At 69.4% G+C, this 26,896-nt stretch carries 25 protein-coding genes; 11 read left to right on the top strand and 14 right to left on the bottom strand.

Features of this window, described 5'->3' with window-relative positions; translation table 11 throughout:
• Positions 1 to 7: 7 nt before the first annotated feature.
• Positions 8 to 997: an iron-siderophore ABC transporter substrate-binding protein gene (locus ACFSJG_RS03035; protein WP_378483732.1), complete on the bottom strand. Its 990-nt coding sequence runs from the start codon at positions 995 to 997 to the stop codon at positions 8 to 10.
• 108 nt (positions 998 to 1,105) lie between these two features.
• Between ACFSJG_RS03035 and ACFSJG_RS03030 the strand changes: the two genes are divergently transcribed.
• Positions 1,106 to 3,418, top strand: coding sequence for an FdhF/YdeP family oxidoreductase (locus ACFSJG_RS03030; protein ID WP_378483731.1), 2,313 nt, complete (start codon positions 1,106 to 1,108; stop codon positions 3,416 to 3,418).
• A 1-nt stretch (position 3,419) separates the two neighbouring features.
• Positions 3,420 to 4,244: a formate dehydrogenase accessory sulfurtransferase FdhD gene (gene fdhD / locus ACFSJG_RS03025; protein WP_378483730.1), complete on the top strand. Its 825-nt coding sequence runs from the start codon at positions 3,420 to 3,422 to the stop codon at positions 4,242 to 4,244.
• Between the two features lie 114 nt (positions 4,245 to 4,358).
• Here fdhD and ACFSJG_RS03020 read toward each other — a convergent pair whose 3' ends face one another.
• The 4 genes from ACFSJG_RS03020 to ACFSJG_RS03005 form a co-directional block, all read right to left on the bottom strand.
• Positions 4,359 to 5,687, bottom strand: a complete 1,329-nt coding sequence (locus ACFSJG_RS03020) for a lipase family protein (protein ID WP_378483729.1) — start codon at positions 5,685 to 5,687, stop codon at positions 4,359 to 4,361.
• 173 nt (positions 5,688 to 5,860) lie between these two features.
• The gene (locus ACFSJG_RS03015) at positions 5,861 to 6,487 is read right to left on the bottom strand and encodes an MBL fold metallo-hydrolase (RefSeq protein ID WP_378483728.1); all 627 of its coding nucleotides are present in this window, start codon (positions 6,485 to 6,487) and stop codon (positions 5,861 to 5,863) included.
• Positions 6,484 to 7,569, bottom strand: a complete 1,086-nt coding sequence (locus tag ACFSJG_RS03010) for an S-(hydroxymethyl)mycothiol dehydrogenase (RefSeq protein ID WP_378483727.1) — start codon at positions 7,567 to 7,569, stop codon at positions 6,484 to 6,486. The genes ACFSJG_RS03015 and ACFSJG_RS03010 overlap by 4 nt, the downstream gene beginning before the upstream one ends.
• Positions 7,570 to 7,728: 159 nt before the next feature.
• Entirely contained in the window at positions 7,729 to 8,334 is a 606-nt protein-coding gene (locus tag ACFSJG_RS03005) for a TetR/AcrR family transcriptional regulator (protein WP_378483726.1), read from the bottom strand.
• A 101-nt stretch (positions 8,335 to 8,435) separates the two neighbouring features.
• Here ACFSJG_RS03005 and ACFSJG_RS03000 point away from each other — a divergent pair, with 101 nt between their 5' ends.
• Positions 8,436 to 9,125, top strand: a complete 690-nt coding sequence (locus tag ACFSJG_RS03000) for an SGNH/GDSL hydrolase family protein (protein ID WP_378483725.1) — start codon at positions 8,436 to 8,438, stop codon at positions 9,123 to 9,125.
• Here the strand turns inward: ACFSJG_RS03000 and ACFSJG_RS02995 are convergent.
• Genes ACFSJG_RS02995 through ACFSJG_RS02985 form a run of 3 tightly spaced genes read right to left on the bottom strand, consistent with a single transcriptional unit; the run spans position 9,122 to position 11,817 of the window.
• Positions 9,122 to 10,390 carry a LuxR C-terminal-related transcriptional regulator gene (locus tag ACFSJG_RS02995; protein ID WP_378483724.1) on the bottom strand — a complete coding sequence of 423 codons (1,269 nt, stop codon included), beginning with the start codon at positions 10,388 to 10,390 and terminating at the stop codon, positions 9,122 to 9,124. The two genes, ACFSJG_RS03000 and ACFSJG_RS02995, sit on opposite strands and share 4 nt — an antisense overlap.
• Positions 10,391 to 10,423: 33 nt before the next feature.
• The gene (locus ACFSJG_RS02990; RefSeq protein WP_378483723.1) at positions 10,424 to 11,071 is read right to left on the bottom strand and encodes a CoA transferase subunit B; all 648 of its coding nucleotides are present in this window, start codon (positions 11,069 to 11,071) and stop codon (positions 10,424 to 10,426) included.
• On the bottom strand, positions 11,068 to 11,817 hold the full coding sequence (locus ACFSJG_RS02985; RefSeq protein WP_378483753.1) for a CoA transferase subunit A: 750 nt from the start codon (positions 11,815 to 11,817) through the stop codon (positions 11,068 to 11,070). Before ACFSJG_RS02985 ends, ACFSJG_RS02990 begins: the two co-directional genes overlap by 4 nt.
• Positions 11,818 to 12,010: 193 nt before the next feature.
• Between ACFSJG_RS02985 and pcaH the strand changes: the two genes are divergently transcribed.
• The 6 genes from pcaH to ACFSJG_RS02955 are packed head-to-tail and all read left to right on the top strand — an operon-like array spanning position 12,011 to position 17,900.
• Positions 12,011 to 12,730: a protocatechuate 3,4-dioxygenase subunit beta gene (gene pcaH, locus ACFSJG_RS02980; protein ID WP_378483722.1), complete on the top strand. Its 720-nt coding sequence runs from the start codon at positions 12,011 to 12,013 to the stop codon at positions 12,728 to 12,730.
• Positions 12,723 to 13,343 (top strand): protocatechuate 3,4-dioxygenase subunit alpha, encoded by a 621-nt coding sequence (gene pcaG / locus ACFSJG_RS02975; RefSeq protein WP_378483721.1) that lies wholly within the window; start codon positions 12,723 to 12,725, stop codon positions 13,341 to 13,343. The genes pcaH and pcaG overlap by 8 nt, the downstream gene beginning before the upstream one ends.
• A gap of 9 nt (positions 13,344 to 13,352) precedes the next feature.
• On the top strand, positions 13,353 to 14,678 hold the full coding sequence (pcaB, locus tag ACFSJG_RS02970) for a 3-carboxy-cis,cis-muconate cycloisomerase (RefSeq protein ID WP_378483720.1): 1,326 nt from the start codon (positions 13,353 to 13,355) through the stop codon (positions 14,676 to 14,678).
• Positions 14,675 to 15,892, top strand: a complete 1,218-nt coding sequence (gene pcaDC, locus ACFSJG_RS02965; protein ID WP_378483719.1) for a bifunctional 3-oxoadipate enol-lactonase/4-carboxymuconolactone decarboxylase PcaDC — start codon at positions 14,675 to 14,677, stop codon at positions 15,890 to 15,892. The genes pcaB and pcaDC overlap by 4 nt, the downstream gene beginning before the upstream one ends.
• Positions 15,889 to 16,668, top strand: coding sequence for an IclR family transcriptional regulator domain-containing protein (locus tag ACFSJG_RS02960; RefSeq protein WP_378483718.1), 780 nt, complete (start codon positions 15,889 to 15,891; stop codon positions 16,666 to 16,668). The genes pcaDC and ACFSJG_RS02960 overlap by 4 nt, the downstream gene beginning before the upstream one ends.
• A 20-nt stretch (positions 16,669 to 16,688) precedes the next feature.
• Positions 16,689 to 17,900, top strand: a complete 1,212-nt coding sequence (locus ACFSJG_RS02955; protein WP_378483717.1) for an acetyl-CoA C-acetyltransferase — start codon at positions 16,689 to 16,691, stop codon at positions 17,898 to 17,900.
• Between the two features lie 69 nt (positions 17,901 to 17,969).
• Here the strand turns inward: ACFSJG_RS02955 and ACFSJG_RS02950 are convergent, their stop codons facing one another.
• Positions 17,970 to 18,875 carry a shikimate dehydrogenase gene (locus ACFSJG_RS02950; RefSeq protein WP_378483716.1) on the bottom strand — a complete coding sequence of 302 codons (906 nt, stop codon included), beginning with the start codon at positions 18,873 to 18,875 and terminating at the stop codon, positions 17,970 to 17,972.
• Positions 18,876 to 19,000: 125 nt separating this feature from the next.
• On the opposite strand from ACFSJG_RS02950, the gene ACFSJG_RS02945 reads away from it, so the two are divergent.
• Both ACFSJG_RS02945 and ACFSJG_RS02940 read left to right on the top strand, forming a co-directional pair.
• Positions 19,001 to 19,699, top strand: a complete 699-nt coding sequence (locus ACFSJG_RS02945) for a TetR/AcrR family transcriptional regulator (RefSeq protein WP_007532067.1) — start codon at positions 19,001 to 19,003, stop codon at positions 19,697 to 19,699.
• Between the two features lie 107 nt (positions 19,700 to 19,806).
• Positions 19,807 to 21,186 (top strand): MFS transporter, encoded by a 1,380-nt coding sequence (locus ACFSJG_RS02940; protein ID WP_378483715.1) that lies wholly within the window; start codon positions 19,807 to 19,809, stop codon positions 21,184 to 21,186.
• A 276-nt stretch (positions 21,187 to 21,462) separates the two neighbouring features.
• Here ACFSJG_RS02940 and ACFSJG_RS02935 read toward each other — a convergent pair whose 3' ends face one another.
• The 5 genes from ACFSJG_RS02935 to ACFSJG_RS02915 form a co-directional block, all read right to left on the bottom strand.
• Positions 21,463 to 23,361, bottom strand: coding sequence for a sugar phosphate isomerase/epimerase and 4-hydroxyphenylpyruvate domain-containing protein (locus tag ACFSJG_RS02935; RefSeq protein ID WP_378483752.1), 1,899 nt, complete (start codon positions 23,359 to 23,361; stop codon positions 21,463 to 21,465).
• Positions 23,361 to 23,801 (bottom strand): type II 3-dehydroquinate dehydratase, encoded by a 441-nt coding sequence (aroQ, locus tag ACFSJG_RS02930; protein ID WP_378483714.1) that lies wholly within the window; start codon positions 23,799 to 23,801, stop codon positions 23,361 to 23,363. Before aroQ ends, ACFSJG_RS02935 begins: the two co-directional genes overlap by 1 nt.
• A 153-nt stretch (positions 23,802 to 23,954) precedes the next feature.
• Positions 23,955 to 25,232 carry an ATP-dependent Clp protease ATP-binding subunit ClpX gene (gene clpX / locus ACFSJG_RS02925; RefSeq protein WP_378483713.1) on the bottom strand — a complete coding sequence of 426 codons (1,278 nt, stop codon included), beginning with the start codon at positions 25,230 to 25,232 and terminating at the stop codon, positions 23,955 to 23,957.
• Between the two features lie 231 nt (positions 25,233 to 25,463).
• Complete coding sequence (locus ACFSJG_RS02920; protein WP_378483712.1) at positions 25,464 to 26,126, bottom strand: ATP-dependent Clp protease proteolytic subunit; 663 nt, start codon at positions 26,124 to 26,126, stop codon at positions 25,464 to 25,466.
• Between the two features lie 44 nt (positions 26,127 to 26,170).
• The gene (locus ACFSJG_RS02915) at positions 26,171 to 26,758 is read right to left on the bottom strand and encodes an ATP-dependent Clp protease proteolytic subunit (RefSeq protein ID WP_378483711.1); all 588 of its coding nucleotides are present in this window, start codon (positions 26,756 to 26,758) and stop codon (positions 26,171 to 26,173) included.
• Positions 26,759 to 26,896 lie beyond the last annotated feature (138 nt).

Here is a 26,896-nt window from a genome sequence, read left to right as displayed (position 1 = left end):
GTGCCCGTCAGGCGCCGAGCAGCGGCGCGATGCGGGGCGGGATGTTCTCCAGAGCGTAGGGCAGCGACAGCACCGTGCTCCACGTCATCGCCTCGGCCGCCTCGTCCTCGAGGATGATCACGCGACCCTCCTTGACGGCCGGGAGTTCGGCGTAGACGGGCGTGTTCGCCAGTTCGGCGCGCAGCTTGTCGCCGAAGCCGCCGCCCGCGTACCAGACGAGCAGGTCCGCCTCGGCGAGGGTGAGCTGCTCGGTGCTGATCGGCGCGAAGTTGGTGCCGGTGATCTGCTGGGTGACAGGCGGATTGACGAAACCGAGTTCGGTGAAGAAACGCACCTTCGGGTCCTCGGGTCCGTAGACGCCGAACTCGCCGGGCGCCTTGAGCGCACCGACGATCACGGTCTTCCCGGCGAACTCGGGGTGCGCCGCGGCCACGTCGGTGAACTGCTGCTGTACCGACGTGACCAGTTCCTCGGCCTTGTCGCTCTTCCCGAGGGCGGTACCGATGATCCGGGTCTGTTCCTGCCACGGCACCCCGTAGTCCTCGAAGTCCGCGGGCTGTGTCACGGTCGGCGCGAGGGCCGAGAGCTTGTCGTGCTGGGACTGGGTGACACCCGAGTAGGTTCCGAGGATCAGGTCGGGCGCGGCCGCGGCGACCTTCTCCATCTGGATTCCGGAGCTCGCGGTTCCGACGATCGCCGGCTGCGCGCCGCCGAGCAGGTCGTGCGCCCACGGCCAGGTCGCGTCGGGCTGGTCGCCGTACCAGTCGAAGACGCCGACCGGCACCACACCGAGGGCGAGGATGGCGTCCTGGTCGTTGTATCCGACGCTGACCACGCGCTGCGGGTCGGCGGGGACGACGGTCTCGCCGTACTTGTCGGCGACCGTGGCGCCGGTCGATCCGCCGGCCCCGTCGTCGCTGCTGCACGCCGTCGCGAGGGCCAGCAGCACCCCGGACGAGCCGATCAGAAACCCCCGCCGAGACACGCTGTACGCCACCCGATGCTCCCCTCGTCGACCGTCAAGTGAGGCAAGGCTAGCCGACCCGATCCCGCACCGACGGGGTTCCCCCTACCCACGTCGGCGGGCACACGCGACAATGCACACATGACGCGGAAAGCCCCCTCCCACGACATCGACGAGACCGATCTGGTGGTCACCGGCCCGAAGGACCATGCGGCGGGCGTCAAAGCCGTCGCGATCACCATGCAGCGGGCGGTCGAGCAGATGGGAGCGGTGCGGACCGCACAGACCCTGACCCGCCTCAACCAGCGGCACGGGTTCGACTGCCCCGGCTGCGCGTGGCCGGAGAACCCCGGGCACCGCAAGCCCGCGGAGTTCTGCGAGAACGGCGCGAAGGCGGTCGCCGAGGAGGCCACCCGCCGCACCGTGACGCCCGAGTTCTTCGCGGCCCACTCCGTCGCCGAGCTGGCCGGCAAGACGGACTACTGGCTCGGCCAGCAGGGGCGGCTCACGCACCCGATGGTGCTGCGGGACGGCGCGACGCACTACACGCCGATCGAGTGGGACGAGGCGTACCGGCTGATCGCGGACGAACTGCGGGCACTGTCGTCACCCGACGAGTCCGTGTTCTACACCTCGGGCCGCACCAGCAACGAGGCCGCGTTCCTGTACCAGTTGATGATTCGCAGCTTCGGCACCAACAACATGCCGGACTGCTCCAACATGTGCCACGAGTCGTCGGGCAGCGCACTGTCCGAGTCGATCGGCATCGGCAAGGGGTCGGTGACCGTGCCGGACCTGGAGTTCGCGGACCTGATCCTCATCGCGGGCCAGAATCCCGGAACGAACCATCCGCGCATGCTGTCGACACTGCGTGCCGCCAAGCGCAACGGCGCGAGGATCATCGCCGTCAATCCTCTCCCCGAGGCCGGCCTGCTGCGGTTCAAGGACCCGCAGACCGTCGACGGGGTCGTCGGCGACGGCGTGGAGATCGCGGACGACTTCCTGCAGATCCGGCTCGGCGGCGACATGGCGCTGTTCCGGGGCTTGGCGCGACTGCTGTTCGAGGCGGACGACGCGGCACCGGGCACGGTCGTCGACCGCGCCTTCGTCGCCGAGCACTGCGCGGGCTTCGACGAGTTCGAGAAGTCCGCCCGTGCCGTCGATTTCGACACGGTGCTCGAGGCGACCGGGCTGACGATCGAGCAGGTGCGCGGCACGGCCGACGCGCTGATCGCCTCCGACCGCACCATCGCGTGCTGGGCGATGGGCCTGACGCAGCAGACACACGGTGTCGCGACGATCCAGGAGCTGACGAACCTGCTGCTGATGCGCGGCATGATGGGCAAGCCCGGAGCCGGTGTATGCCCGGTGCGCGGGCATTCGAACGTGCAGGGCGACCGGACGATGGGTATCTGGGAGAAGATGCCGGAGAGGTTCCTCGCCGCGTTGGACAGCGAGTTCGGGATCACCAGCCCCCGCAAACACGGATACGACACCGTCGACGCGATCCGGGCGATGCGCGACGGCCACGCGTCGGTGTTCATGGCGATGGGCGGCAACTTCCTCCGCGCGACACCCGACACGGACGCCACGGAGGATGCCCTGCGACGGTGCAGCCTGACGGTGCAGGTCTCCACCAAACTCAACCGCTCCCACGTGGTGACCGGCCGGACGGCATTGATCCTGCCCACGCTCGGACGCACCGACAAGGACGTCCAGGCGAGCGGGAAACAGCTCGTGTCCGTGGAGGATTCGATGTCCATGGTGCACCTGTCCCGAGGCAGCCTCACCCCGGCGAGCGAGCACCTGCGCAGCGAGGTCGCGATCGTCTGCCGGCTCGCCGAGGCGCTGTTCGGGGCCGACCACTCGGTGCCGTGGGCGACCCTGTCCGGAAACTACGACCTGATCCGCGACGTCATCTCCCGCGTCGTCCCCGGCTGCGAGAACTACAACGAGCGCGTCCGGCAGCCGGACGGCTTCCAGCTGCCGCACCCACCCCGGGACCGTCGCGAGTTCCCCACGCACACGGGCAAGGCGAACTTCGTCACCGGCGAACTGCAGTGGGTCCGAACCCCTCCGGGACGGCTGATCCTGCAGACCATGCGCAGCCACGACCAGTACAACACCACCATCTACGGCCTCGACGACCGCTACCGCGGCGTCAAGGGCGGCCGCCGGGTTGTCTTCGTGTCGGCCGCCGACCTCGCCGAGCAGGGACTCGTCGACGGTGCCCTGGTGGACGTGGTGTCGGAGTGGACCGCCGCGGACGGCACCGTCGAGGAGCGCCGGGTGCGGGGCTTCCGCATCGTCGAGTACTCGACGCCGAAGGGCAACGCCGCCGCCTACTACCCCGAGACCAACCCGCTGATCCCGCTCGACCACGTAGCCGCCAAGTCCAACACGCCGGTCTCGAAGGCCGTCGTCGTGCGGCTGGAGCCGGCCGGGAGCAACTGAGATGGGACGAGTCACGGCGAGAAGACCGGTCCTGCGCATCGGCCCGAACGGTCCCGTGCGCCGGCCCGACAGTCTCGCGGTCGAGGAACCCCTGGAAATCCGTATGGGTGGGCGGTCGCTGACCGTCACCATGAGGACCCCCGGCCACGACATCGACCTCGTGCACGGCTTCCTTCTCGGCGAGGGCATCATCCGGTCGGCGGCGGACGTCGCGGTGATCCGGTACTGCGACGGCGTCGACGAGGACGGCGCGAACACCTACAACGTGCTCGACGTCGCACTCGCGGCGGGCGTCCCGGAACCGGTTGTGGCGCAGCGCAATTTCCTGTCCACCTCGGCGTGCGGCGTGTGCGGGAAGTCGTCGCTCGACGCGGTGCGGGTCAAGGCCCCCTACGACCTGTCCACGTCGACACTCACGGTGTCCGCCGAGGTTCTCGCGTCCCTGCCCGACGCGATGCGGTCCCGGCAACGCGTTTTCGACTCCACAGGCGGCCTGCACGCAGCGGGGCTCTTCACCTCCGACGGTGTCCTTCTCGCCCTGCGGGAGGACGTCGGACGGCACAACGCCGTCGACAAGGTGCTCGGCTGGGCGGTCACCGAGGGCCGGGTTCCGCTGACGGAGGCGATCCTCGCCGTCAGTGGTCGCGCCTCGTTCGAGCTGGTGCAGAAGGCGGTGGTCGCGGGCGTCCCGATGCTGGCCGCGGTCTCGGCCCCCTCGTCCCTGGCCGTCGACCTCGCCGCGGAATCCGACCTGACCCTCGTCGGATTCCTGCGCGGCGAGACTATGAACATCTACACCGGCGAACAGCGGATCAAGCTGGGGTGACCTGCGCCGAACGGGCGGTTGCCGGACCATCGCACGAGAGGCGCATCCGGCAACCGCCCAGTCGGTGCACCCTCCTCCGGCTGCAACGCGGGACGATTCCGACGCTCACACCGATCAGCGTGGTCCGATCGGAACCCCCAGCATCGTTCCGAGGACTCCGGAGTTGGTGGACACGTAAGTGTTCGCCGCACCCGGCTCCATCACCGTGGACGTCACGGTACGGGTGTCGCAGCCGGACGGGACCGGAGCACCGTCGAACCGGGCTCGCAGCCAGTTCAGTGCGTCGGAGGCACCGGTGACGATCAGCGTGGCGTGCAGGCTCGTCTCGTCGCGGCGGTAGGTGACCGGGGTTCCGCCGCGGCAGTACCGGTCCACCATCGTGTCGACGGTCGAGATGGGGATGATCTCGTCGTGGACGCCGCTGTACACGTACACCGGTGCGGTGGGAGCCGAGCCACCCAACCCCGCATCCGCGAGTGCGGCGGCCACCGCGGGGTCGGCCACCAGCTGTGCGTACGACACGGTGAGGAAGTCGGAAGTGGGACGGAAGGCATTCGACGCGACCGCCCGGGCCACGCACTGGCCGGACATGGCGTCGACGGCAGCCCGACCGCCGGGCGTGAGGTGGGCGTCCATCACCCGGCCCACGTCCGGGTACACCTGCCGCAGCGACGCGAGCACGGCGACGGCCAGCCCCGACCACGCCGTCCCGCCGAGCTGGGTGACGGCCGCCGGATCCGGCGCCGGCGAGCCCATCGCGACGCCGCGCAGATCCAGCTCCGGCGCGTACGTCGGCTGCACCTGCGCGGCCCACCCGGTCGCGAGCCCGCCACCCGAGTAGCCCCACAGCCCGACCGGGGTCCGTGTCCCGGCCAGGCCGAGCGGCGCGAACGCCTGCGCAGCCCGGATTCCGTCGAGGACCGCGTATCCGGGTTCGCGGGGTGCTGCGATTCGCGCCGACGGGCCCTCGTGATCGGGCACCGACACCGCCCATCCCTGCTGCAGCGCGTGATCGACGAAGGTCATCTCACTCTGTGTGAACACCCCTTCGGGACCCGACCCCGCCCGCATCGCCACCGACGGTCCGCAGGCCGGATCGCTGCTGTCGTGGGCCACCTGATACGACAGCAGGGGGCGCCCTCCCGTCGGCGGCGCGCCCGCAGGCAGGATCACCGTTGTCACCGTCGTGGTCGGCGCGCCCGTGAAATCCGTGGTCCGATACAGCAGCTGCCACGCCTGCGCGTTGAACGGCAGTTCCGAGTAGGAGGCCAACCGAACGGGGCGCTCCCCCAGGATCGTCCCCGGCTTCGCCGACTCGAAACCAGCTGGTGCGCGGTAGAAGTCGTCGATACCCGGGAGCTCGGCGGATGCAGCGGCCGGGACCGACACCAGGGCTCCACACACCGTCAGCAGAACACTCAACACACGTAGGCGAAGGCGCATCGTCGGAGTGTAGGCGGCGGAGCGTCAAACCATGGGCGATCGGCACTACCAGCCGCCCGCCGAGCGCCGTCGACACCCTGTGCACAGGGGTGGTCCCGCACGCGCAGGCCCGATACACGCCGAACAGGGGTGTGCACGACGGAAAACCTGTGTGCACACCCCTTCTCGACCGCTCAGCTACCGCGTTTGATCCACTCCTCGAGGTGTGGGGACTCGGTGCCGATGGTGGTGCCGTCGCCGTGACCGGTGTGCACCTTGGTGTCGGCGGGGAGGGCGAACAGCTTGTCGCGGATCGACCCGATGATCGTCGGGAAGTCCGAGAACGAGCGACCGGTCGCGCCGGGGCCGCCGGAGAACAGGGTGTCGCCGGTGAACAGCTCCCCCGCCTCGGGCAGGTACAGGCACGTCGAACCCGGCGAGTGGCCGGGCGTGGCGATGGCCTGGATGTCTGTGCCAGCCACCGTGATCCGCTGCCCGTCCTCCAGCAAGCCGTGCGCGACACCGGGGTGGGTCATCTCCCACAGCATGTTGTCGGCGGGGTTGAGCAGGATCGGCGCGTCGAGACGCTCGGAGAGTTCCGGCGCCACGGTGATGTGGTCGTTGTGCGCGTGCGTGCACACGATCGCGACGACCTTCCGCCCGCCGACGGCGTCGACGATCGGCTGCGCGGTGTGCGCCGCGTCGACGATGACGACCTCGGAGTCGTCACCGATCAGCCAGATGTTGTTGTCGACCTCCCACTCGCCTCCGTCGAGCGCGAAGGTGCCGCTGGTGACGACCCGGTCGACCCGCAGACTCACAGGACCACCACCGAGCGCAGTACCTCGCCGCGGTGCATCGACTCGAACGCCTCCTCGACCGCATCGAGGGCGATGCGCTCGGTGACGAACTTCTCCAGCGGCAGCCGGCCCTGCTGGTACAGGTCGACCAGCATCGGGAAGTCGCGCTCGGGCAGGCAGTCGCCGTACCAGGACGACTTGAGCGCCCCACCGCGGGAGAAGAAGTCGATGAGCGGCATGTCGAGGGTCATGTCGGGGGTCGGCACACCGACGAGGACGACGGTGCCTGCGAGGTCGCGGGCGTAGAACGCCTGCTTCCACGTCTCCGGACGACCGACGGCGTCGATGACCACGTCCGCGCCGAAGCCGCCGGTCAGGTCCTGCACGGCCTCGACGACGTCGAACTCGGTGGCGTTGATGGTGTGGGTGGCGCCGAGGTCGCGCGCCCAGTCGAGCTTCGTGTTGTCGCGGTCGACGGCGATGATCTTGTTCGCCCCCGCGAGGCGCGCGCCCACGATGGCCGCGTCGCCGACGCCGCCGCAGCCGATCACGGCGACCGAGTCACCACGGCCGACATTGCCGGTGTTCACGGCAGCACCCAGGCCGGCCATGACACCGCAGCCGAGCAGTCCGACGACGGCCGGGTCGGCGGACGGGTCGACCTTGGTGCACTGACCGGCGTGGACGAGTGTCTTGTCCGCGAAGGCTCCGATACCCAGTGCCGGGGTCAGCTCGGTGCCGTCCTCGAGGGTCATCTTCTGCGTCGCGTTGAAGGTGTCGAAACAGTACTGCGGGCGACCGCGCTTGCAGGCGCGACACTGGCCGCACACGGCGCGCCAGTTCAGGACGACGAAGTCGCCGACGGCGACGGACTCGACGCCCTCGCCGACGCTCTCGACGACACCGGCGGCCTCGTGGCCGAGCAGGAACGGGAACTCGTCGTTGATGCCACCCTCACGGTAGGTGAGGTCCGTGTGGCAGACGCCGCAGGCGGCGATCGCGACGACGACCTCGCCCGGACCCGGGTCGGGGATGTTGATCGGGACGATTTCGACCGGTGCGCCCTTGGCGCGCGCGATCACTCCTCGTACCTGCTGCGGCATGGCCTGCTCTCCTCACGTGTGGTGGTGCGGTGCCTCGCGGGATGCACGCATGGCGATACCCGCATACCGACCGTAACCCGCCGACCGGACGACGCGACCTGGCCGAAAGATCGGTTCGGCCTGTCCGATAGGACAGGTACCTCCGCGCCTGGCCAGCGCCTACAGGTCGGCGAGGATCCACTCGACGACGCCGCGCGACCGCTCGATCGCGTCCGAGTCGCCGAGTTGCAGTGCCGTGTTGGTGGCGACGAGCACGGCGTCGATCTCGAATGCCACGCCGTCGGGGTCGCGCGCCGAGGAATCCGAATCAGCCTGCGCCCGAGCGATTTCCCGCGACAGGAGACCGAGCCAATCCGCCCGGTCGGCGATCAACGCGTCCCGGATCGCCCCGGGCCGGCTGTCGAACTCGGCGATGGTCGCGGACCGGAAACAGCCCCCGGGGAACACCGGCTCGCGCACGTACTCCAGCCACTCGTCGACGAGCGCACGCACCCTGTCCACACCCGGGCCAGCGGCCAGCGCCGGACGGACCACCCGCTCGACGAACACCTCGCGCGCGGACTGCACCGCGGCCAGCTGCAGGTTCTCCTTGCTGCCGAACAGCGTCGCGACCCCACTCTTGCTGAGCCCGAGATCGGCGGCGAGTCGCCCGAGGCTCAGACCCGTCAGCCCCTCGGTCGACGCCACGTCGGCTGCGTGTCGCGCGATCGTGGCGCGCGCCCGGGCGCCCTTGATCAGCCGCTGGTCGGTCGTGGCATCGGTCATGAATCCATCCTGACACGCCCGTTGCACAAGTGCACGAACGGTCGTACGGTTATCTGTACGACCGATCGTACGTTTTGTTGGACCGACCAGAGGAGAGCCCGATGACCACCACCGACACCGACCGGCCGTCCATCCTCACGGAGGACACCGACCCCTTCTGCCTCCCTGCCGAACAGCTCACGTCCTTGCTCGAAGGAGCGCCGTGGCAGCGCTACGCCGTCCTCGGCGACTCCATCTCCGAGGGCATCGGCGACCCCAGCCCCGGCTACACCACCTCCCCCTGGGCGGACCGGGTAGCGAACACCCTGCGCACGGTCCAGCCCGATCTCGCCTACCTCAACACCGGACGCATGGGCGCCACCAGCAGCCGGGTGCTCGACACCCAACTCGACGCCGTCCTCGACTACGCCCCGGACCTCGTACACGTCACCTGCGGCGCCAACGACCTGTGGTCCCCGGACGCCGACCTCGCCACCACCACCGCGAACCTCACCACGCTCACCGAGAAACTGGTGGCGACCGGAGCCACCGTCACGACCCTCACCCTCGCCGACAACTTCCGGGATCCACGGATGCGGGCGATGCGCGAACGGATGATGCGCCTCAACGACGTGGTGCGCGCGATCGCCGGCCGATACGACCTGGTCTGCGTGGAGATGTGGGAGCACCCGATCCGGCTGCGCGAAGACGTGCTCAGCGCCGACGCCATCCACTTCGCGATGAGCGGACACGCCGTGATGGCGTCGGAGATGGTGACGGCACTGCACGATCGGCTCGTCCGAGAAGGCTAGGGGGCGGCGCGGACTCCCGCCTCGGAGGCCAAGGCGGCCGCCTCACCTCGGGTCCCCACGTCGAGCTTGCGCAGGACCGCGGCGACGTGGAACTTCACGGTGCTCTCACTGACCCTGAGCCGTTCGGCGATCACCCGGTTCCGCCGGCCCGCGACAAGATGCTCGAGGACCTCGATCTCGCGGGGGCCCAACACCGACAGGGTGTGCCGCCCCTCGGCAGGCTCGGCGTGGTCCAGGGGCAGCGTCGCCGCCAGCCGCGACCCCCAACCGGGAGTCGACTCGGATTCGTATGTACCACCGAGTGTTTCGATGCGCGGGCGCAACTGCCGGGCGAGCTCCGCCAGGTCGACGGCTCCGCGGCCGTCGTCCCGGACGTCGATGAGCAGGTTGGCGCCGTCGCAGTCCCAGGCGACTCGCACCCGACTGAGGTCGGGCTGCACCACGAGCCCGAGCACCGCGCCGCGGACCACGGCGCGGGCGGCGTGCGCGACCTCACCGGGCAGGCCGCGTCCACCCACCGGAGGATCGACGAACTCGACGACGACCCCGGACGGCACCAGGCCCCGCAGTTCACCGCGCAGCCGGGCGAACGCGGTGGTGACCGCCTCCTCCGCCATCTCGCGGTGCTGGTCGACGGCGGTGCGCAGCCCGATCAGGGCGGAGGTCGCGAACTCCCGCGCCGTCGTGCGGGCCCTGGTGTCGTCGAGGTCGGGTGACCGGAGGGTCGCCAGGATCGTCTCGAGAGTCGCGGCATGCGCCTCGGTGAGTTCGGCCACCGTGCGCGCCCGTTCCGCCGATGCGGCGCGGGACTCGGCGAGGTAGGCGGGACTCGCGTGCCGTACCTGCTGCTGGATGCCGAGCGCGACGACCGCGAACAGTGCCGCGAGCAGTCGAGTGTCCACGTCGACTGTGCCACGGGGGACGACGACGAGCAGGGTGTCTGTGCTGTCTAGGATCGCGTACACCGAATGCTCACGTCCGCCCAGCGTCGCGGCGGTTCGGCGGACGACAGACGAATCGCGCTGGGCCGGACCGAGCTCCGAGCGCACCCTGTCGAGCTCGGCAACGGTGACGCGATCGACTATCCGTGGATCGCCCGCCACCTTGCGCGGTCGCCCGGTGCACTCGCGAGTGAATATCACCAACGCCGAGTGCGGCACGAGCTGCGCCACCAGGGCGGAGAACCGGCGACCGATGTCCGGCAGCGGGCCGACCAGCACCCCGCGGAGCGCGTCGAGACGATCTTCCTCAGCGCGGCCTGTCATGCCGCCACCCTAGTGAGGCACCGCCGGCCCCGGTCAGCCGACCGCGACGGCGTCGACGAGCAGTTCCGCTCCGGTCGCGGCGCGAACCTCGTCGACGGTGACCCCGGGTGCGGTCTCGACCAGACGCAGGCCGTCATCGGAGACGTCGAGAACACAGAGGTCGGTGATGATGCGGTTGACGCACCGTTCGCCGGTCAGTGGCAGCGTGCACTCGGCGACGATCTTCGGTTCACCCGACTTGCTGCAGTGGTCGGTCAGGACGATGACGCGGCGCGCACCGTGGACCAGGTCCATCGCGCCTCCCATTCCCTTGACCATGGCGCCGGGAATCATCCAGTTCGCGAGGTCACCGGTTTCGCTGACCTGCATCGCGCCGAGGACCGCGACGTCGACCTGCCCGCCGCGGATCATCCCGAAGGAGTGCGCGGAGTCGAAGAAGGACGCACCGGGCAGGACCGTGATGGTCTCCTTGCCCGCGTTGATGAGGTCCGCGTCCACCTCGTCCTCGTCCGGGTACGGCCCGACTCCGAGGACGCCGTTCTCGGAGTGCAGCACCACTTCGACGTCGTCGGGGATGTGGTTCGGGATCAGCGTCGGCATCCCGATACCGAGGTTGACGTACTGCCCGTCCTCGAGTTCCCTGGCCGCGCGGGCCGCCATCTCGTCCCTGCTCCAGCTCACTTCCGCACCGTCCTCTTCTCGATCGGCTTGTCTCCCGCCACCGGAATGTGCACCACGCGCTGCACGTGGATCCCAGGGGTGTGCACGTCATCCGGATCGATCTCGCCGGGTTCGACGAGGTGCTCGACTTCGGCGATGGTGATTCGCCCGGCGGCGGCGGCGGGCGGATTGAAGTTGCGACCGCTCTTGCGGTACACCAGGTTTCCGTGCCGGTCGCCCTTCCAGGCGTGCACGAGCGCGTAGTCGGTGACGATCGCGCGTTCCATCACGTAGGTGACGCCGTCGAATTCCCGGCTCTCCTTCGGCGGGCTCGCGATCGCGACCTCGCCGTTGCCGTCGTATCGGCGCGGCAGGCCGCCGGACGCGACCTGGGTGCCGACACCGGCCGGAGTGAAGAAGGCCGGGATGCCCGCGCCGCCGGCGCGCATGCGCTCGGCGAGGGAACCCTGCGGCGTCAACTCCACCTCGAGCTCACCGGCCAGGTACTGCCGCGCGAACTCCTTGTTCTGTCCGACATAGGAGCTGATGGTGCGTCGGATGCGGTGCGACGCCAGGAGGACGCCCAGCCCGAATCCATCGGTGCCGAGATTGTTGGTGACGGTCTCGAGACCCGTCGCACCCTGCAGGTGCAGTGCCGCGATGAGCGCCTCCGGCACTCCGACCAACCCGAATCCGCCGACCGCGAGGGAGGCGCCGTTCGGGATGTCGGCCACCGCCTCGGCTGCTGTGGGAATGACTTTGTCCATCACGCCGACCACGATAACCCGTTCGGTCCGCAATGTGAACACCCATCCGCATCGCGAACAATTTCGAGGGCACTCGTTGCCCACGCCACCCCGGAGGCCTATGCTCGTTCGTATAGCGGCGCTATGTGCACCATGCGAACACAATGCCCGCCCAGACCCGCCAAACGGCTCCCTTCGACGAAATGGCCAGAGCATGATCCACCTGCCCCCGCGCTACCGCGGCAAGGACGACGCCGAGGAGGCACCCCTCGACTTCGCCGACTACCGCACGACGTCCCTGCGGACGCCGAGGCAGCCCCTGACCCTGCTGCCCCAGCGGCTGACCGAACTGACCGGGCCCGTTCTCGGCGAGGAGCGGGTCACCGCGACCGACGCCGACCTCACCCTGGCCAACGGCGGCGAGGCGAGCGGACAACGGATCGTCGTTCACGGGCAGGTACTCGACAGCGACCGCCGTCCTGTGCCGAACACCCTCCTCGAGGTGTGGCAGGCCAACTCGGCGGGACGCTACCGGCATCAGGGAGACCAGTGGCCGGCCCCGCTCGACCCCTTCTTCAACGGCGTCGGCCGCACGATGACGGACGCGCAGGGCCGCTACTCGTTCACCACGATCAAGCCGGGCGCATACCCGTGGGGCAACCACCACAACGCATGGCGACCCGCGCACATCCATTTCTCACTGTTCGGCCGTGCGTTCACGCAGCGCCTGGTCACGCAGATGTACTTCCCGGACGACCCGCTGTTCTTCCAGGACCCCATCTACAACTCGGTGCCGGACGGCGCACGTCAGCGGATGATCAGCGTGTTCGACTACGAGGCCACCACCGACAACTGGGCGCTCGGATTCCGTTTCGACATCGTTCTGCGCGGCCACGACGCCACCCCCTTCGAGGAGGACGACCACGATGACTGATTTCGCACCGCGCTACCCGGTGGTCCCGGGCGACTTCACCACGGTGAAGTTCGGCGCAACCCCGAGCCAGACCGTCGGCCCCTACCTGCACATCGGACTGCCGTGGGCCGACGGTGCGAACGTGGTCGCCCCCGGCACCCCGGGCGCCGTCCGGGTCACGGTGACGGTGGTGGACGGCAACCGAGAACCGATCGCCGACGCCCTGGTCGAGACCTGGCAGGCCGACGCCGAGGGCCGCTTCGACCACCCCGACGATCCGCGCGGCTCGCAGGACTGCACCTTCCGCGGCTTCGGCCGAGTGCCCGCCGACGCGTCGGGCACCGTGGCGATCACCACCGTCAAGCCCGGCGCCCTGCCCGCCGAGAACGGACTGTGGGAGGCCCCGCACATCGACGTGTCGGTGTTCGCACGCGGGATGCTCGACCGCGCGATCACTCGCATCTACTTCCCCGACGAGGAAGAGGCGAACGCCGCCGACCCGGTACTGTCGTCCCTGCCGGAAGCCCAGCGCGCCAAACTCGTTGCCCGCGCGACATCGACCGGGTACCACTTCGACATCGTGGTCCAGGACACCGATCCGAACGGCGCCGAAACGCCGTTCTTCCGCTTCTAGGGGGCTCGTGTGACTCGGGGTGAACTGTTCGATCCGGTGTTCGGCGGGGAGCGGCTGGGTCCGCTGCTCTCGGACCGCGCTTGGCTGTCGGCGATGCTCGAGGTCGAGGGCGCGCTCGCCCACGCGGCCGCCGACTCCGGCGTGATCACCGCCGACCACGCCGTGATCATCGCCTCTGCCGCCCGAGACCTCTCGGGCACCCTCGACCCGGCGTTGCTCGGTGTCGAGGGCGCGGCCGGGGGCAATCCGGTGATCCCCCTGGTCCGGCACCTCCGAACGGCGTGTGCACCCGCCGGTGTGCCCGGCTCCGCGGTGCACACCGGAGCGACGAGTCAGGACGTGATCGACACCGCTCTGATGCTGCTCGCGCACCGCGCCGGAACGGTCGTCGCCGACGATCTGGCCGCGGCGGCGGAGGCCGCCGCGGACCTGGCCGCCCGCCATCGGGACACCCCCATGGCAGGACGCACCCTCGGTCAGCAGGCACTGCCCACCACGTTCGGTGCGCTCGCCGCCGGATGGTGCGCGGGCCTCGACCGCGCACACCGGGCACTGCGCCTGGTACTCACAGCGCTTCCGGTCCAGTTCGGCGGGGCCGCAGGCACTCTCGCCGCGCTGCATCCGCACGGCCTCGACGTCGCGGATCGACTCGCCGACGAACTCGGGCTGGCCAGGCAGACCGTGCCATGGCACACCGACCGGGTGCGGATCGGCGAACTCGCCGCCGCACTCGGCGTCGCCGCCGGGGCGATCGCCAAGGTGGCGACCGACATCGTTCTGATGGCGGCGACCGAGGTCGGCGAGGTCACCGAGAACTCGCCCGGCGGATCGTCCGCGATGCCGCACAAGCGAAATCCCGTCGCCGCCGTGACCGCGCGAGGTGCCGCGCTCCGGGTCCCCGGGCTGGTGTCCACGGTGCTCGGCGCGATGGCCCACGAGTTCCAGCGCGCCGCGGGCGCATGGCACGCGGAATGGGAGACCGTCACCGACCTGCTCCGGCTCACCGGGGGCGCCGCGCACCGCATCGCGAATTCGCTCGGCGGCCTGCAGGTGGACGCGACCGCGATGCGCGACAACCTCGACGCGACCGGTGGGATGCTGCTCGCCGAACGCGTCGCCGGCGCCCTGGCCGCGCACACGGACGCCGCGCGTGACCTCGTCACCGCCGCCTGCGCCGCGGGACGCGCGCTCGACAGCGATCCGTCCGTCCTCGCCCACCTCGACGCCGAGACCGTTCGCGAACTGCTCGATCCCGCACATTATCTCGGCCACGCAGGCGATCTCGTCGACCGCGTGCTGGCCTCCCGAGCCACGGCCGAGGAGGCGTCGCGGTGACCGTCAGCCTCGCCCACGAACTCACCGGCCCCGGCCCGGGCGCCCCCACCGTCGTCCTGCTCGGGTCTCTCGGGTCGGACCGGTCCATGTGGGGACCGCAGGTGCGGACACTGTCCGACCGGTTCAACGTTCTCGCCGTCGACCTGCGCGGACACGGCGCGTCTCCCGTTCCTCCCGGCCCGTACACCGTGGCCGAACTCGGCGGTGACGTGCTCGCCCTGCTCGACGATCTGGCCCTTCCTGCGGCACACGTGGTCGGACTCTCGCTGGGCGGCGCGGTGGCCCAGTGGCTCGCCACCCACTCGCCCACGCGGATCCAGACCCTGACGCTCTTGTGCACGTCCGCGAAGTTCGGCGAACCCACGGGGTGGCTCGACCGTGCCGCCGCGGTCCGTTCGGAGGGCACCGAGTCGATCGCCGAGGCCGTCGTCGATCGCTGGTACACCGGCGAACTCGCCGCTCGTGACCCCGATCTCGTCGCGTCGTCACGCGCGATGGTCGCGGCCACCCCGGACGAGGGCTACGCCGCCTGCTGCGAGGCCCTGTCGGCGTGGGACGGTCGCGCCGACCTGGCCCGCATCGCGGCACCGACCCTGGTGATCGCCGGTCGCCAGGACCCGGCGACCACACCCGACGACCTGCGGAGCATCGCGGAAGGAATCGCGAATGCGACCCTGCACGTGCTCGACCCCGGCGCGCACCTGGCGAGTGTCGAGCAGGCCGGCCGGGTCACCGCCCTGATCGCCGCGCACGTGGACGGACCCGCCCGGCGCAGTGAGGCCTACGAGACCGGGATGCAGGTGCGACGCGCGGTGCTCGGCGACGCGCACGTCGATCGCTCGATCGCGGGCACCACCGAGTTCACCGCCCCCTTCCAGGATTTCATCACCCGCACCGCGTGGGGTGACATCTGGTCCCGGACCGGACTGGACCACCACACCCGACGCCTGCTCACTCTCGCGATCCTCACGGCGGTCGGAAACGAGCACGAGCTGGACATGCACATCCGCGCGGCGCTCCGCGACGACGTCACGCCGGACGAACTCGCCGAGGTGTTCCTGCACACGGCGATCTACGCGGGTGTGCCGAACAGCAACCGGGCCTTCGCACTCGGCAAGAATGCTCTGGCGGAGCACGCCGGATCGGCCGGTACGGCTCCGGGCGCCGACCCCCTCGGTGCCCCCGCCGAGATCGAGGAGCAGTCCGGACCATGACCGAACCGTCACCCGACTACGTGCAGTCCCTGGCCCGGGGACTGTCCGTCATTCGTGCATTCGACGCCGCCCACCCGCGGCAGACCCTCAGTGAGGTCGCGAAGGCCACCGACCTGACTCGTGCCACGGCACGCCGGTTCCTGCTCACCCTCGCCGAACTGGGGTACGTCCGAACCGACGGATCGGTGTTCTGGCTGACGCCGCGGGTCCTCGAACTGGGCTACAGCTACCTGTCGAGCCTGACGCTGCCCGAGGTCGCGGTCCCGCACCTGGAGTCCTTGACGAAGAAAGTGCGTGAGTCGGCGTCGGTGTCGATCCTCGACGGTGGCGAGGTCGTGTACGTGGCCCGCGTCCCCGTCAGCCGGATCATGACCGTCGCGATCACCATCGGGACCCGGTTCCCTGCATACGCCACGTCGATGGGCCGGGTGCTGCTCGCGGGACTCTCGGAATCCGCGTTCGACGAGTACCTGCGCACGGTCACCCTCACTCCGCTCACCGGTCGCACGATCGCGACTCCCGAAGCCCTCCGCGACGAGGTCGCCCGCGTCCGCTCCGACGGCTTCTGCATCGTCGACCAGGAACTCGAGGAGGGGCTGCGATCGCTCGCCGCCCCGATCCGCGACGGCAGCGGTGCGGTCGTCGCCGCCGCCAACATCTCCACCCAGGCCGCCCGATACTCGGCCGACGCCGTGCGCGCCGACCTGTTGCCCGAACTGTTGAACACCGCCAGGGCGATCGGCCTCGACCTGGTGCGCCTGCAATCGACTCCGTGAACGAAACATGAGGTACCCCAATGCTCGACGCCGTCATCTGTGAACCCCTGCGCACCCCGGTCGGCCGATTCGGCGGCGTGTTCACGGACATCGCTCCCGAAACCCTCGCGGCGACGGTGATCGCCGAACTCGTCGCCCGCACCGGCATCGACGGCGCGCAGGTCGACGACGTCATCCTCGGGCAGGCCTCCCCCGGTGGCGACGCCCCGGCGATCGGGCGGGTCGCCGCGCTCGACGCAGGCCTCGGCATCGACGTGCCCGGCGTCCAGGTGGACCGGCGCTGCGGATCCGGGCTGCAGGCCGTGCTCCAGGCGTGCATGCAGGTCGCGACCGGGGCGTCCGACCTGATCCTGGCCGGCGGCGTCGAGTCGATGAGCCAGGCCGAGTTCTACGCCACCGGAATGCGCTGGGGCGTCAAGGGCGAGGCCGTCGCACTCAGCGACCGCCTGGCCCGGGCCCGGGTCACGGCGGGCGGCAAGAACTTTCCCGTCCCCGGCGGCATGATCGAGACGGCGGAGAACCTGCGCGCCGAGTTCTCCATCAGTCGCGCCGACCAGGACGCCCTCGCGGTGCAGTCGCACCAACGGGCCGTGGCAGCGCAGCAGGCGGGCCGCTTCGCCGACGAGATCGTCGGAGTGACCGTGCCGCAGCGCAAGGGCGACCCGATCGTCGTCGACACCGACGAACACCCCCGCGCGGACACCTCGGTCGAGTCGCTCGCGAAGCTGCGCGCGATCCGGGCGAAGGTGGACCCCGAGTCCACCGTGACCGCGGGCAACGCGAGCGGCCAGAACGACGGCGCCGCCGCGTGCATCGTCACGACCGCGGAGAAGGCCTCGTCGTTGGGACTGCGCCCGCTGGCCCGGCTCGCGGGCTGGGCGGTGGCCGGGGTGCCACCGCGCACGATGGGCATCGGGCCGGTCCCGGCGACCGAGCGGGTGCTGGGCAGACTCGGACTCACGCTCGCCGACCTCGACATCATCGAATTGAACGAGGCGTTCGCGGCGCAGGCCCTCGCGGTCCTGCGGACCTGGGATCTCGACCCCACCGACACCCGGCTCAACCCGAACGGGTCCGGCATCTCGCTCGGCCACCCCGTCGGCGCCACCGGCGCGCGGATCCTCGCGACGATGCTGCGTGAGCTCGACCGCCGCGAGGGACGCTACGGCCTCGAGACGATGTGCATCGGCGGTGGGCAGGGTCTCGCGGCCGTCTTCGAAAACCTGCGCTGAACCGGGGGGCCGAATGTCGCACCGTGGGCGTCGGATCGACACGGTGCGGCATTCGGCCCCTGCCGGTTGTTACTCGGCGGCGAGAATCTGCTTCATGTGTGCGGACATCCGGGCCTCGTCGGCCTCGCGGCCGGTGAAGATGCGGAACGAGTCGACGGCCTGACCGACCGTCATCCCGATTCCGCTGACGGTCCGGGCCCCCAGAGCCCGCGCGCGGCGCAGCAGTTCGGTCTCCGTCGGGCGGTACACCACGTCCGCCACCCACAGGTCCGGCCGCAGCAATTCCGGATCGAGCGCGATGCCGGGATGCGCGGCCATGCCGATCGGCGTCGCGTGCACCAGTCCGTTCGCGGATCGGACCGCGTCCGGGACGTCCGTGAGCCCGCCGGACGCGACCGTGCGGCCCGGGAACTGGCTCCGGAGACGGTCTGCGAGCGCCGCCGAGCGCGTGGGGTCGGCGTCGATGACGGTGAACGTCTCGGCACCGCGTTTCATCGTCGCGTAGGCGACCGCGACCCCGGCGCCGCCCGCTCCCAGCTGGACCACCCCGCCGAGCGGCGTGTCACCGAGGCCGATCTCGAGATTGCGGGAGAAGCCGGTCCAGTCGGTGTTGTGGCCGGTCAGCCGGTCCCCGTCGATCTTGACGGTGTTCACGGCGCCGAGCATCCGGGCGTCCGGCGAGAGGTCGTCGAGCAGGGGGATCACCGCCTGCTTGCAGGGGTGCGTCACGTTGAGTCCGTCGAACCCGAATTCGACTGCGGCGTTGATGATCCGGGGAAGGGACTCCACCCCGCCACGCGAGTCGATGTCGAGGATCCGGTACACGTACCCGACTCCCTGCGCGCGACCCTCGGCCTCGTGCAGCGTGGGGGTGAGGGACCGGGCGATGCCGGACCCGATCAACCCGCAGAGGAACGACGGCGCCGTCGGCGCCTCGATGCGAGCGGACGGGGCAGGGTGGGCGACGAGCGTCATGCGATCACTTCCGGGCGTGTAATTAACTATCCAGTGAGTTAGCTCACCGTAGCATACGATTCGGGACGCGAACAGCGCCGAACGACGCAGGAGTTCGCAGACGACACCGAATCCCAGGAGCGACGATGGCGCCGGCCGAGACCGACCAGAAGGACCCCGCAAAGAAGGCGGCGGGACGAAACAGGACCGGACGCACCCGGAACCCCGAGCGCACCCGCGAGGACATCCTCCGCGTTGCCACGGCCGAATTCGCGGACAAGGGCCTCTCCGGGGCCCGCATCGACGAGATCGCCGCCAAGACCGCGACCACCAAGCGAATGCTGTACTACTACTTCGGCGACAAAGAGGGCCTGTACCGGGCCGTTCTCGCGAACGCCTACCAGGAGATCCGGTACGAGGAGGCCCAGGTCGACATCGACCACCTCGACCCCGAGGACGCAATCCGCGCGGTCGCGGAGATCACCTTCGACCACCACGAGGCCCACCCGGACTTCATCCGGCTGGTGTCCATCGAGAACACCCATCGCGGCGAGAACCTGGCGGCGATCGAGGGCATGGCGGAAACCCAGCAGCCCGCCATCGAGACGCTCGAGCGCATCCTCGTGCGGGGCCGCGAGCAGGGACTGTTCCGGGCCGACGTCTCGTCGCTCGACGTCCACATCCTGATCAGCTCGTACTGCGTCTTCCGGATCGCCAACCGGTACACCTTCGGGACCCTGTTCGATTGGGATCCGGCGGCCCCCGAACACCGCTCCCACCTGCGGACGATGCTCGGTGACGTGGTGCTGTCCTACCTGCGGTCCCGACCGCGGCGAGTTAACTAACCAGTTCGACCATTATTGACGTAGCCCTGTGACCTGGATTACCTTGGCTTGTGCGCGGTACGCACCACACGTTCGTATCGCGAACACCAGGCCAATCAGGAGTTCCGATGACCCTCGACCACAGCACCGACCGACCCTCCCCCGACGTCGGTTCGAGCGACCCCAACGCCGATCCCGCGAAGGCGAAGATGTCGGCGAAGGCCGCCTTCTTCGGCAGCATGCTGGAGTACTACGACTTCTACATATTCGCGTCGGCGGCGGCGCTGGTGTTTCCCCACGTCTTCTTCGAAGGCTCGAAGAACCCGGTGCTGCTCTCCCTGGCGACCTTCGGCATCTCGTACATCGCGCGCCCGGTCGGCGCCGTCGTGCTCGGCCACTTCGGCGACCGTGCCGGCCGCAAGAAGGTGATGATGTTCTGCCTGGTGCTGATGGGCGTGGTCACCTTCCTGATCGGATGTCTCCCGTCATCCGCCACCGCGGGCGCCGTCGGACCGATCCTGCTGGTCGTGCTCCGCGTGTTCCAGGGCATCTCCGCTGCGGGCGAGCAGTCGGGTGCGGGCTCGCTCACCCTCGAGCACTCACCCGCCAACCGCCGTGGCTTCTTCTGCAGCTGGACGCTCACGGGGACCCAAGCCGGGTTCATTCTCGCGAGCCTCGCGTTCATCCCGGTCGCGGCCCTGCCCGACGAGACCCTCTACTCGTGGGGCTGGCGAGTTCCGTTCTGGTGCAGCCTGATCGTGCTCGTCGTCGCCTACGTCGTGCGGCGCAAGCTCGAGGAGCCCGAGATCTTCGTCGCCACCAAGGAGGCGCTCGCCGAGTCGAAGACGTCCGCACCCTTGCCGGTCGTCGACCTGTTCCGGACCCACTGGCGTGATGTCCTGCGCGTCGTCTTCTGCGCCTTCATCGCCGTCGTCAGCACCGTGTTCTCCGTCTTCGGCCTGGCCTACGCCACCACCCCGGAGATCGGGATGAGCCGGACGACGATGCTGTGGGTCGCGATCGCCGCCAACGCCGTCGCCCTGGTGTCGCAGCCCCTGTTCGGCATCCTGTCGGACCGGATCGGCCGCAAACCCGTCTTCATCGGCGGCGCCGTCGGGTCCGCGGCGGGCATCTTCCTCTACTTCGCCGCGATCGGGTCCGGCAACGTGATCGCGATCTTCGCCGCCGGCATCGCCCTCATGGGCGGCGTCTACGCCGCCACCAACGCCATCTGGCCCGCGTTCTACGCGGAGATGTTCTCGTCGCGGGTCCGGTACTCCGGCATGGCGATCGGCACCCAGCTCGGCTTCGCCCTGGCCGGTTTCGCCCCGACGATCGCGCAGGCACTACGCGGTGCCGATCCCCACAACTGGATTCCCGTAGCCGCGTTCACCGCAGTCTGCGCGCTGATCGCCGCCACGTCCGCCTCCACCTCGCCGGAGAACTCCCGCACTCCGCTCGCGGATCTGGACAAACACGCTCCGGAGCGGACGCTCGCCGGCGTCTGATCGCCGGACACACGCGGATGGGCCCCAACCGGATTCCGGTTGGGGCCCATCCGCGTTCGAGGGCCAGGGCGTGTCACCCATTCCCTCTCGAATGCACCCGCGCGACCATAGCCGGCCTGCAAGACCGAAGGAGTCGCTCCAGCGCAGAGGAGTCGCTCCGCGGGCTCCGCTCCAGCGCGGAGGAGAAGCCGACACCGCGGTTCGGCGGCCGACGACAACACAGCAGGCGGGCGATCGGGGACGTCGGAGGCGCCGAATGGGGATGGGGGACGCGCCCTACACAGCTCGCAGCTGGGCGGCGAGGCGGACCGCGGCGTTCGCGTCGCCGTAGCCGCGGTAGCCACGGACCCGCTGCACGACCTCGAAGAAGAAGTCGGCGCCGACCGTCGGCGTGAACAGGTGGAAGAACTCCCCGTCGCCGTCCGTGTCGTAGAGGATTCCCGACTCGGCCATCCGGTCGAGCAGCGCGCGTGGCAGACCGAACCGCGCGTCGAGATCGTCGTAGTAGTTCGACGGAATCGGTAGCGGCTCGAACCCCCTCGCCCGCATCGACGCGGCCGTGGTGAAGATGTCGCTGCACCCGAAGGCGACGTGCCCGATCCCACCGCGACGTGCGGCTCCGAGGTGGGACGTGACCGAGCCGGGCACCATGCCCAGCGTCAGTCGCAGCGGGTCCGCGCCGCCCGCCGGCTCCTCAAGCGCGCGGTTGCGCAACATCCCCACGGCATCGGTGACGTCGAGGCCCTCGTGCGGTTCCATCGCGAAAACCGAACGCAGCAACAGCATCACGCCGTCCCAGTTGTCGGACGGAATCGCCAGGCCGACGTGGTCGACGCCGGTGAACAACGGCACGTCGTCCTCCCAGCCACGCCCGCTGGGGTACAGCTCGAATGCCGCCTCCCACGCCGCCGCGCTGGCCGGACCGCGGACGTCGAGCGACGTCGCGTCGGTGACGTCGAGCCGCACGACGTCCGTGTCGGTTCCACCGTCGGCACCAGGCATCGCGACGTCGCGGGCGCGCACCTCGAGCGCGCGGGCCCGCGCGGCCCACGACTCCGGGTCGGCCGAGCGAACGCCGATCTGGGTGAGAACGGGCAGGTGCGCGGGGAGGCCCGGCGCGGTCCAGACGGTGCCGGCACTCGCGTCGACGACGACTGTCACTCCCGCGTGACGCCACAACTGGAGGTCGTGGGCACCGTGCACCCCGGCCAGCCGGAACCCGAGCTGACCGAGCACGGTGCGCAGCGCGTCGTCCTTGCCGGGACCCGCGGCGATCCGCAGGGAGACAACACCTTCCAACGGCGAGGCGGCCGGCGGTTCGAACAGTGCGGGCGAGGAGTCCGCCGTGACCTGACGCGCCACCTCCCCCTCCAGGTACAGCAGGGACCGGTGGGCGTCGGCGGCGGTCCTGCCGGTGTCCGACCCGCGGAACGTGTCGTTGAAGATCTCCAGCGACCAGGGTCCGCGATAGCCTGCCGCCTGGACGTGCGTGCCGAACGCGGTGAGGTCGAAGTTGCCCTGGCCCGGGAAGTTCCGGTAGTGCCTGCTCCACTGCAGCACGTCCATCGCCATCGCCGGGGCGTCCGCGAGTTGCAGGAAGAAGATCTTGTCGCCAGGGATGTCCCTGATGCCCGACGGGTCGTCACCGCGCGAGAGGATGTGGAAGCTGTCGAGGCACACACCGAGCGCGGGGTGGTCGGCGGCACGCACGACCTTCCACGAGTGCCGGTACGTGTTGACGTGCGCGCCCCACGCGAGCGCCTCGTACGCGATCCGCAGACCACGCCGGTGCGCCGCGTCGGCGAGGACGGACAACTGCTCGGTGAGCAGCTCGTCGTCGCGCACCGCCTGCGGCAGCGGCGACGAGCACACCAGGAGTGTGTCGCAGCCCAGCTGCTCCATCACGTCGAACTTGCGTTCCGCGCGAACCAGGTTGCGCGCGAAGGTGTCCGGGTCCACGGAGTCGAGGTCGCGGAACGGCTGGTACAGGTCGACGGTGAGTCCGAGATCCCGCGCCCGCGCCGCGAGGTCCGGCGCCGAGAGCGGCGAGCCGACGAAGTCCGGTTCGAACACCTCGAACCCGTCGAAACCCGCCGCGGCGATCGCGGCCAGCTTCTCGTCGAGCGTGCCGCTCAGCGAGACGGTGGCGATGGACGTGCGCACGCGGTCCACGATCAGCCCCTGCGGCAGAGGTACTCGACGGCCAATCCGTAGCCGGCGATGCCGAGGCCCGCGATCACACCGGTCGCGACCGGCGAGACGAACGAATGCCGACGGAACTCCTCCCGCCCGTGCACGTTGCTGATGTGCACCTCGACGAGAGGAACGTCTAGCGTCACCAGCGCGTCGCGCAGGGCGACCGACGTGTGGGTGTACCCGCCGGGGTTGATGACGACACCGGAGGCCTCGGTCCGCGCCTCGTGAACCCAGTCGATCAGCACGCCCTCGTGATTCGACTGACGCGCCAAGACCGTGCGCCCGAACCGTCCTGCGACGTCGTCGCACAGCGACACCACGTCGTCGAGCGTCTCGTGGCCGTAGACCTCTGGCTGGCGCTGACCCAGCAGATTCAGGTTCGGTCCGTTCAGGACGTAGATCGGTCCGGGTGTCGCCACGACAGGCCTCCATCGCTATGTACGAAACAGTGAATTAGTTCGTACCAGGATAGCGCGGGTACCGGCCGTCGCGACCCGGACACCGACATCACGAACGACAAGGCGTCCCCACCGAGCGGTGGGGACGCCTTGTCGCGTGGTTGTTCGTCGTCGTTACGCCGACTTGTCGCGCCGCTCCCGCTCCGGCTTGCGCGGAACGATGGTCGGCAGGACGTTGTCGTTGACCGTCTCCGCCGTCACGACAACCTTTGCGACGTCGTCGCGGCTGGGGATGTCGTACATCACCGGAAGCAGAACCTCTTCCATGATGGCGCGCAGACCACGGGCACCGGTCCCCCGCAGGATCGCCTGGTCGGCGATCGCCTCCAGGGCGTCCGAGCTGAATTCCAGTTCGACACCGTCCATCTCGAAGAGGCGCGTGTACTGCTTGACCAACGCGTTCTTCGGCTCGGACAGGATCTGCACCAGCGAGTCCTTGTCCAGGTTCGTCACCGATGCGACGACGGGCAGGCGGCCGATGAACTCGGGGATCAGACCGAACTTGATCAGATCCTCCGGCATGACCTCGGCGAAGTGGTCCTGGGTGTCGATCTCCGCCTTCGACCGGACCTCGGCGCCGAAGCCGATACCCCGCTTGCCGATGCGGTCGGACACGATCTTCTCGAGTCCCGCGAACGCACCGGCCACGATGAACAGCACGTTGGTGGTGTCGATCTGGATGAACTCCTGGTGCGGGTGCTTGCGTCCACCCTGCGGGGGCACGCTCGCCTGCGTTCCCTCCAGGATCTTCAGCAGCGCCTGCTGAACGCCCTCACCGGAGACGTCACGGGTGATCGACGGGTTCTCCGACTTGCGGGCGATCTTGTCGACCTCGTCGATGTAGATGATGCCGGTCTCGGCGCGCTTGACGTCGTAATCGGCGGCCTGGATCAGCTTGAGCAGGATGTTCTCGACGTCCTCGCCGACATAGCCGGCCTCCGTCAGCGCGGTCGCGTCGGCGATGGCGAACGGAACGTTCAGCATCTTCGCCAGCGTCTGCGCCAGGTACGTCTTGCCGCAGCCCGTCGGGCCCAGCATGAGGATGTTCGACTTGGCGAGCTCGACGGTCTCACCGCGCACGTCACGACCCTTGTCGCCGGCCTGGATGCGCTTGTAGTGGTTGTAGACCGCGACCGCGAGCGTCCGCTTGGCGTCGTCCTGGCCGATGACGTAGTTCTCGAGGAAGTCCCGGATCTCCGCCGGCTTCGGCAACTCGTCGAGCTTGACCTCGCTGGACTCCGCGAGCTCCTCCTCGATGATCTCGTTGCAGAGGTCGATGCACTCGTCACAGATGTAGACACCCGGACCCGCGATGAGCTTCTTCACCTGCTTCTGGCTCTTGCCGCAGAAAGAGCACTTCAGCAGGTCGCCGCCGTCACCGATGCGTGCCATCTCGTCAGGTCCTACTTCCTTCTCGACTGCACTCGCTAGTTGCGCTGACCGTTCCGCGGAGCGCCGGCGTCGCGGACGCCGTGCGGTCCCGGTCGTGGACGCCGCCCTGTTCGGGCGAAACCCCTGACAGTGACCGTACCCGTGTTTCCGGAACGAGGTCGACTTGTTGACCGTGTTTCGCGGTGCCCCGCCCGAACGACGACCGTCCGGGCGGGGCGACCGCCGACGCGACTACTTCTGGGCGGAGAGCTTCCGGTACTCCAGGACGTTGTCGATGATTCCGTAGTCCTTGGCCTCGTCGGCCGTCAGGATCTTGTCTCGATCGGTGTCCTTGCGGATCACCTGCGGATCCTTTCCGGTGTGCCGGCCGAGGGTCTCCTCCATCAGCCTGCGCATGCGCTCGATTTCCTTGGCCTGGATCTCCAGATCGGAGACCTGGCCCTGGATGCCACCGGTCGCCGGCTGATGGATCAGCACCCGGGCGTTCGGCAGCGCCAGGCGCTTGCCCGGGGTGCCCGCGGCGAGCAGCACGGCCGCCGCCGAGGCCGCCTGACCGAGGCAGACGGTGGTGATGTCGGCGCGCACGTACTGCATGGTGTCGTAGATCGCCATCAGCGCGGTGAACGAACCACCGGGCGAGTTGATGTACATCGTGATGTCACGATCCGGGTCCTGCGACTCCAGCACGAGCAGCTGCGCCATCAGGTCGTTCGCGGAGACGTCGTCGACCTGGTTGCCCAGGAAGATGATTCGCTCCTCGAACAGCTTGTTGTACGGGTCGGAGGTCTTGACGCCGTAGCTGGTCTGCTCGGTGAACTGCGGCAGGATGTAGCGCGCGTTCGGAGCCGCCGGAGCGGCGCCTGCCAGGCCGCGGGGATCGAAGAGGTTTGCCATCTGTGTCTCCAAGGTGAGTAGTGGGCGGTGGGGCGCGACCGGGCTCAGTTGCCGGTGCCGCCTGCCTGCCGCGCGCGGGAGATGACGTGGTCGACGAAGCCGTACTCCTTGGCCTCGGTCGCCGTGAACCAGCGGTCGCGGTCGGAGTCCGCGGTGATCTGCTCGACCGTCTGGCCGGTGTGCTCGGCGATCAGCTCGGCCATCTCACGCTTGGTGTGCGCGAACTGCTCGGCCATGATCGCGATGTCGGAGGCGGTGCCACCGATACCCGCGGACGGCTGGTGCATCATGATCCGCGCGTGCGGCAGGGCGTACCGCTTGCCCGGGGTGCCCGCGGAGAGCAGGAACTGCCCCATCGACGCCGCGAGGCCCATACCGAAGGTGGCGACGTCGCACTCGGCGAACTGCATGGTGTCGAAGATGGCCATGCCTGCCGTCACCGAGCCGCCGGGCGAGTTGATGTACAGCGAGATGTCGCGCGTCGGATCCTCGGCGGACAGCAGCAGGATCTGGGCGCAGAGCTTGTTGGCGATGTCGTCGTCAACCTGGGTACCGAGGAAGATGATGCGCTCACGGAGCAGCCGCTCGTACACCGAGTCGCTCAGGTTCAGACCGGACGTGGCCGAAGTCATGGCGGGGCCCTGCGAAGCCGCCGGGTTGTGTGAAATCACGGTACCTGCCTTCTCGATCGCTGAAGTTTCTCGATCACGAATCGTTGGTTCTCGACACAGACAGTAACGAACAGGGGCGGCCCCGGAGTCCCGGTGCCG

It is taken from the genome of Rhodococcus gannanensis, assembly GCF_042681175.1.
In the GTDB taxonomy this organism is placed as follows: domain Bacteria; phylum Actinomycetota; class Actinomycetes; order Mycobacteriales; family Mycobacteriaceae; genus Rhodococcus_G; species Rhodococcus_G gannanensis.
The sequence above is the reverse complement of the archived record's forward strand: the minus strand, read 5'-3'. Positions and strand labels throughout refer to the sequence as shown.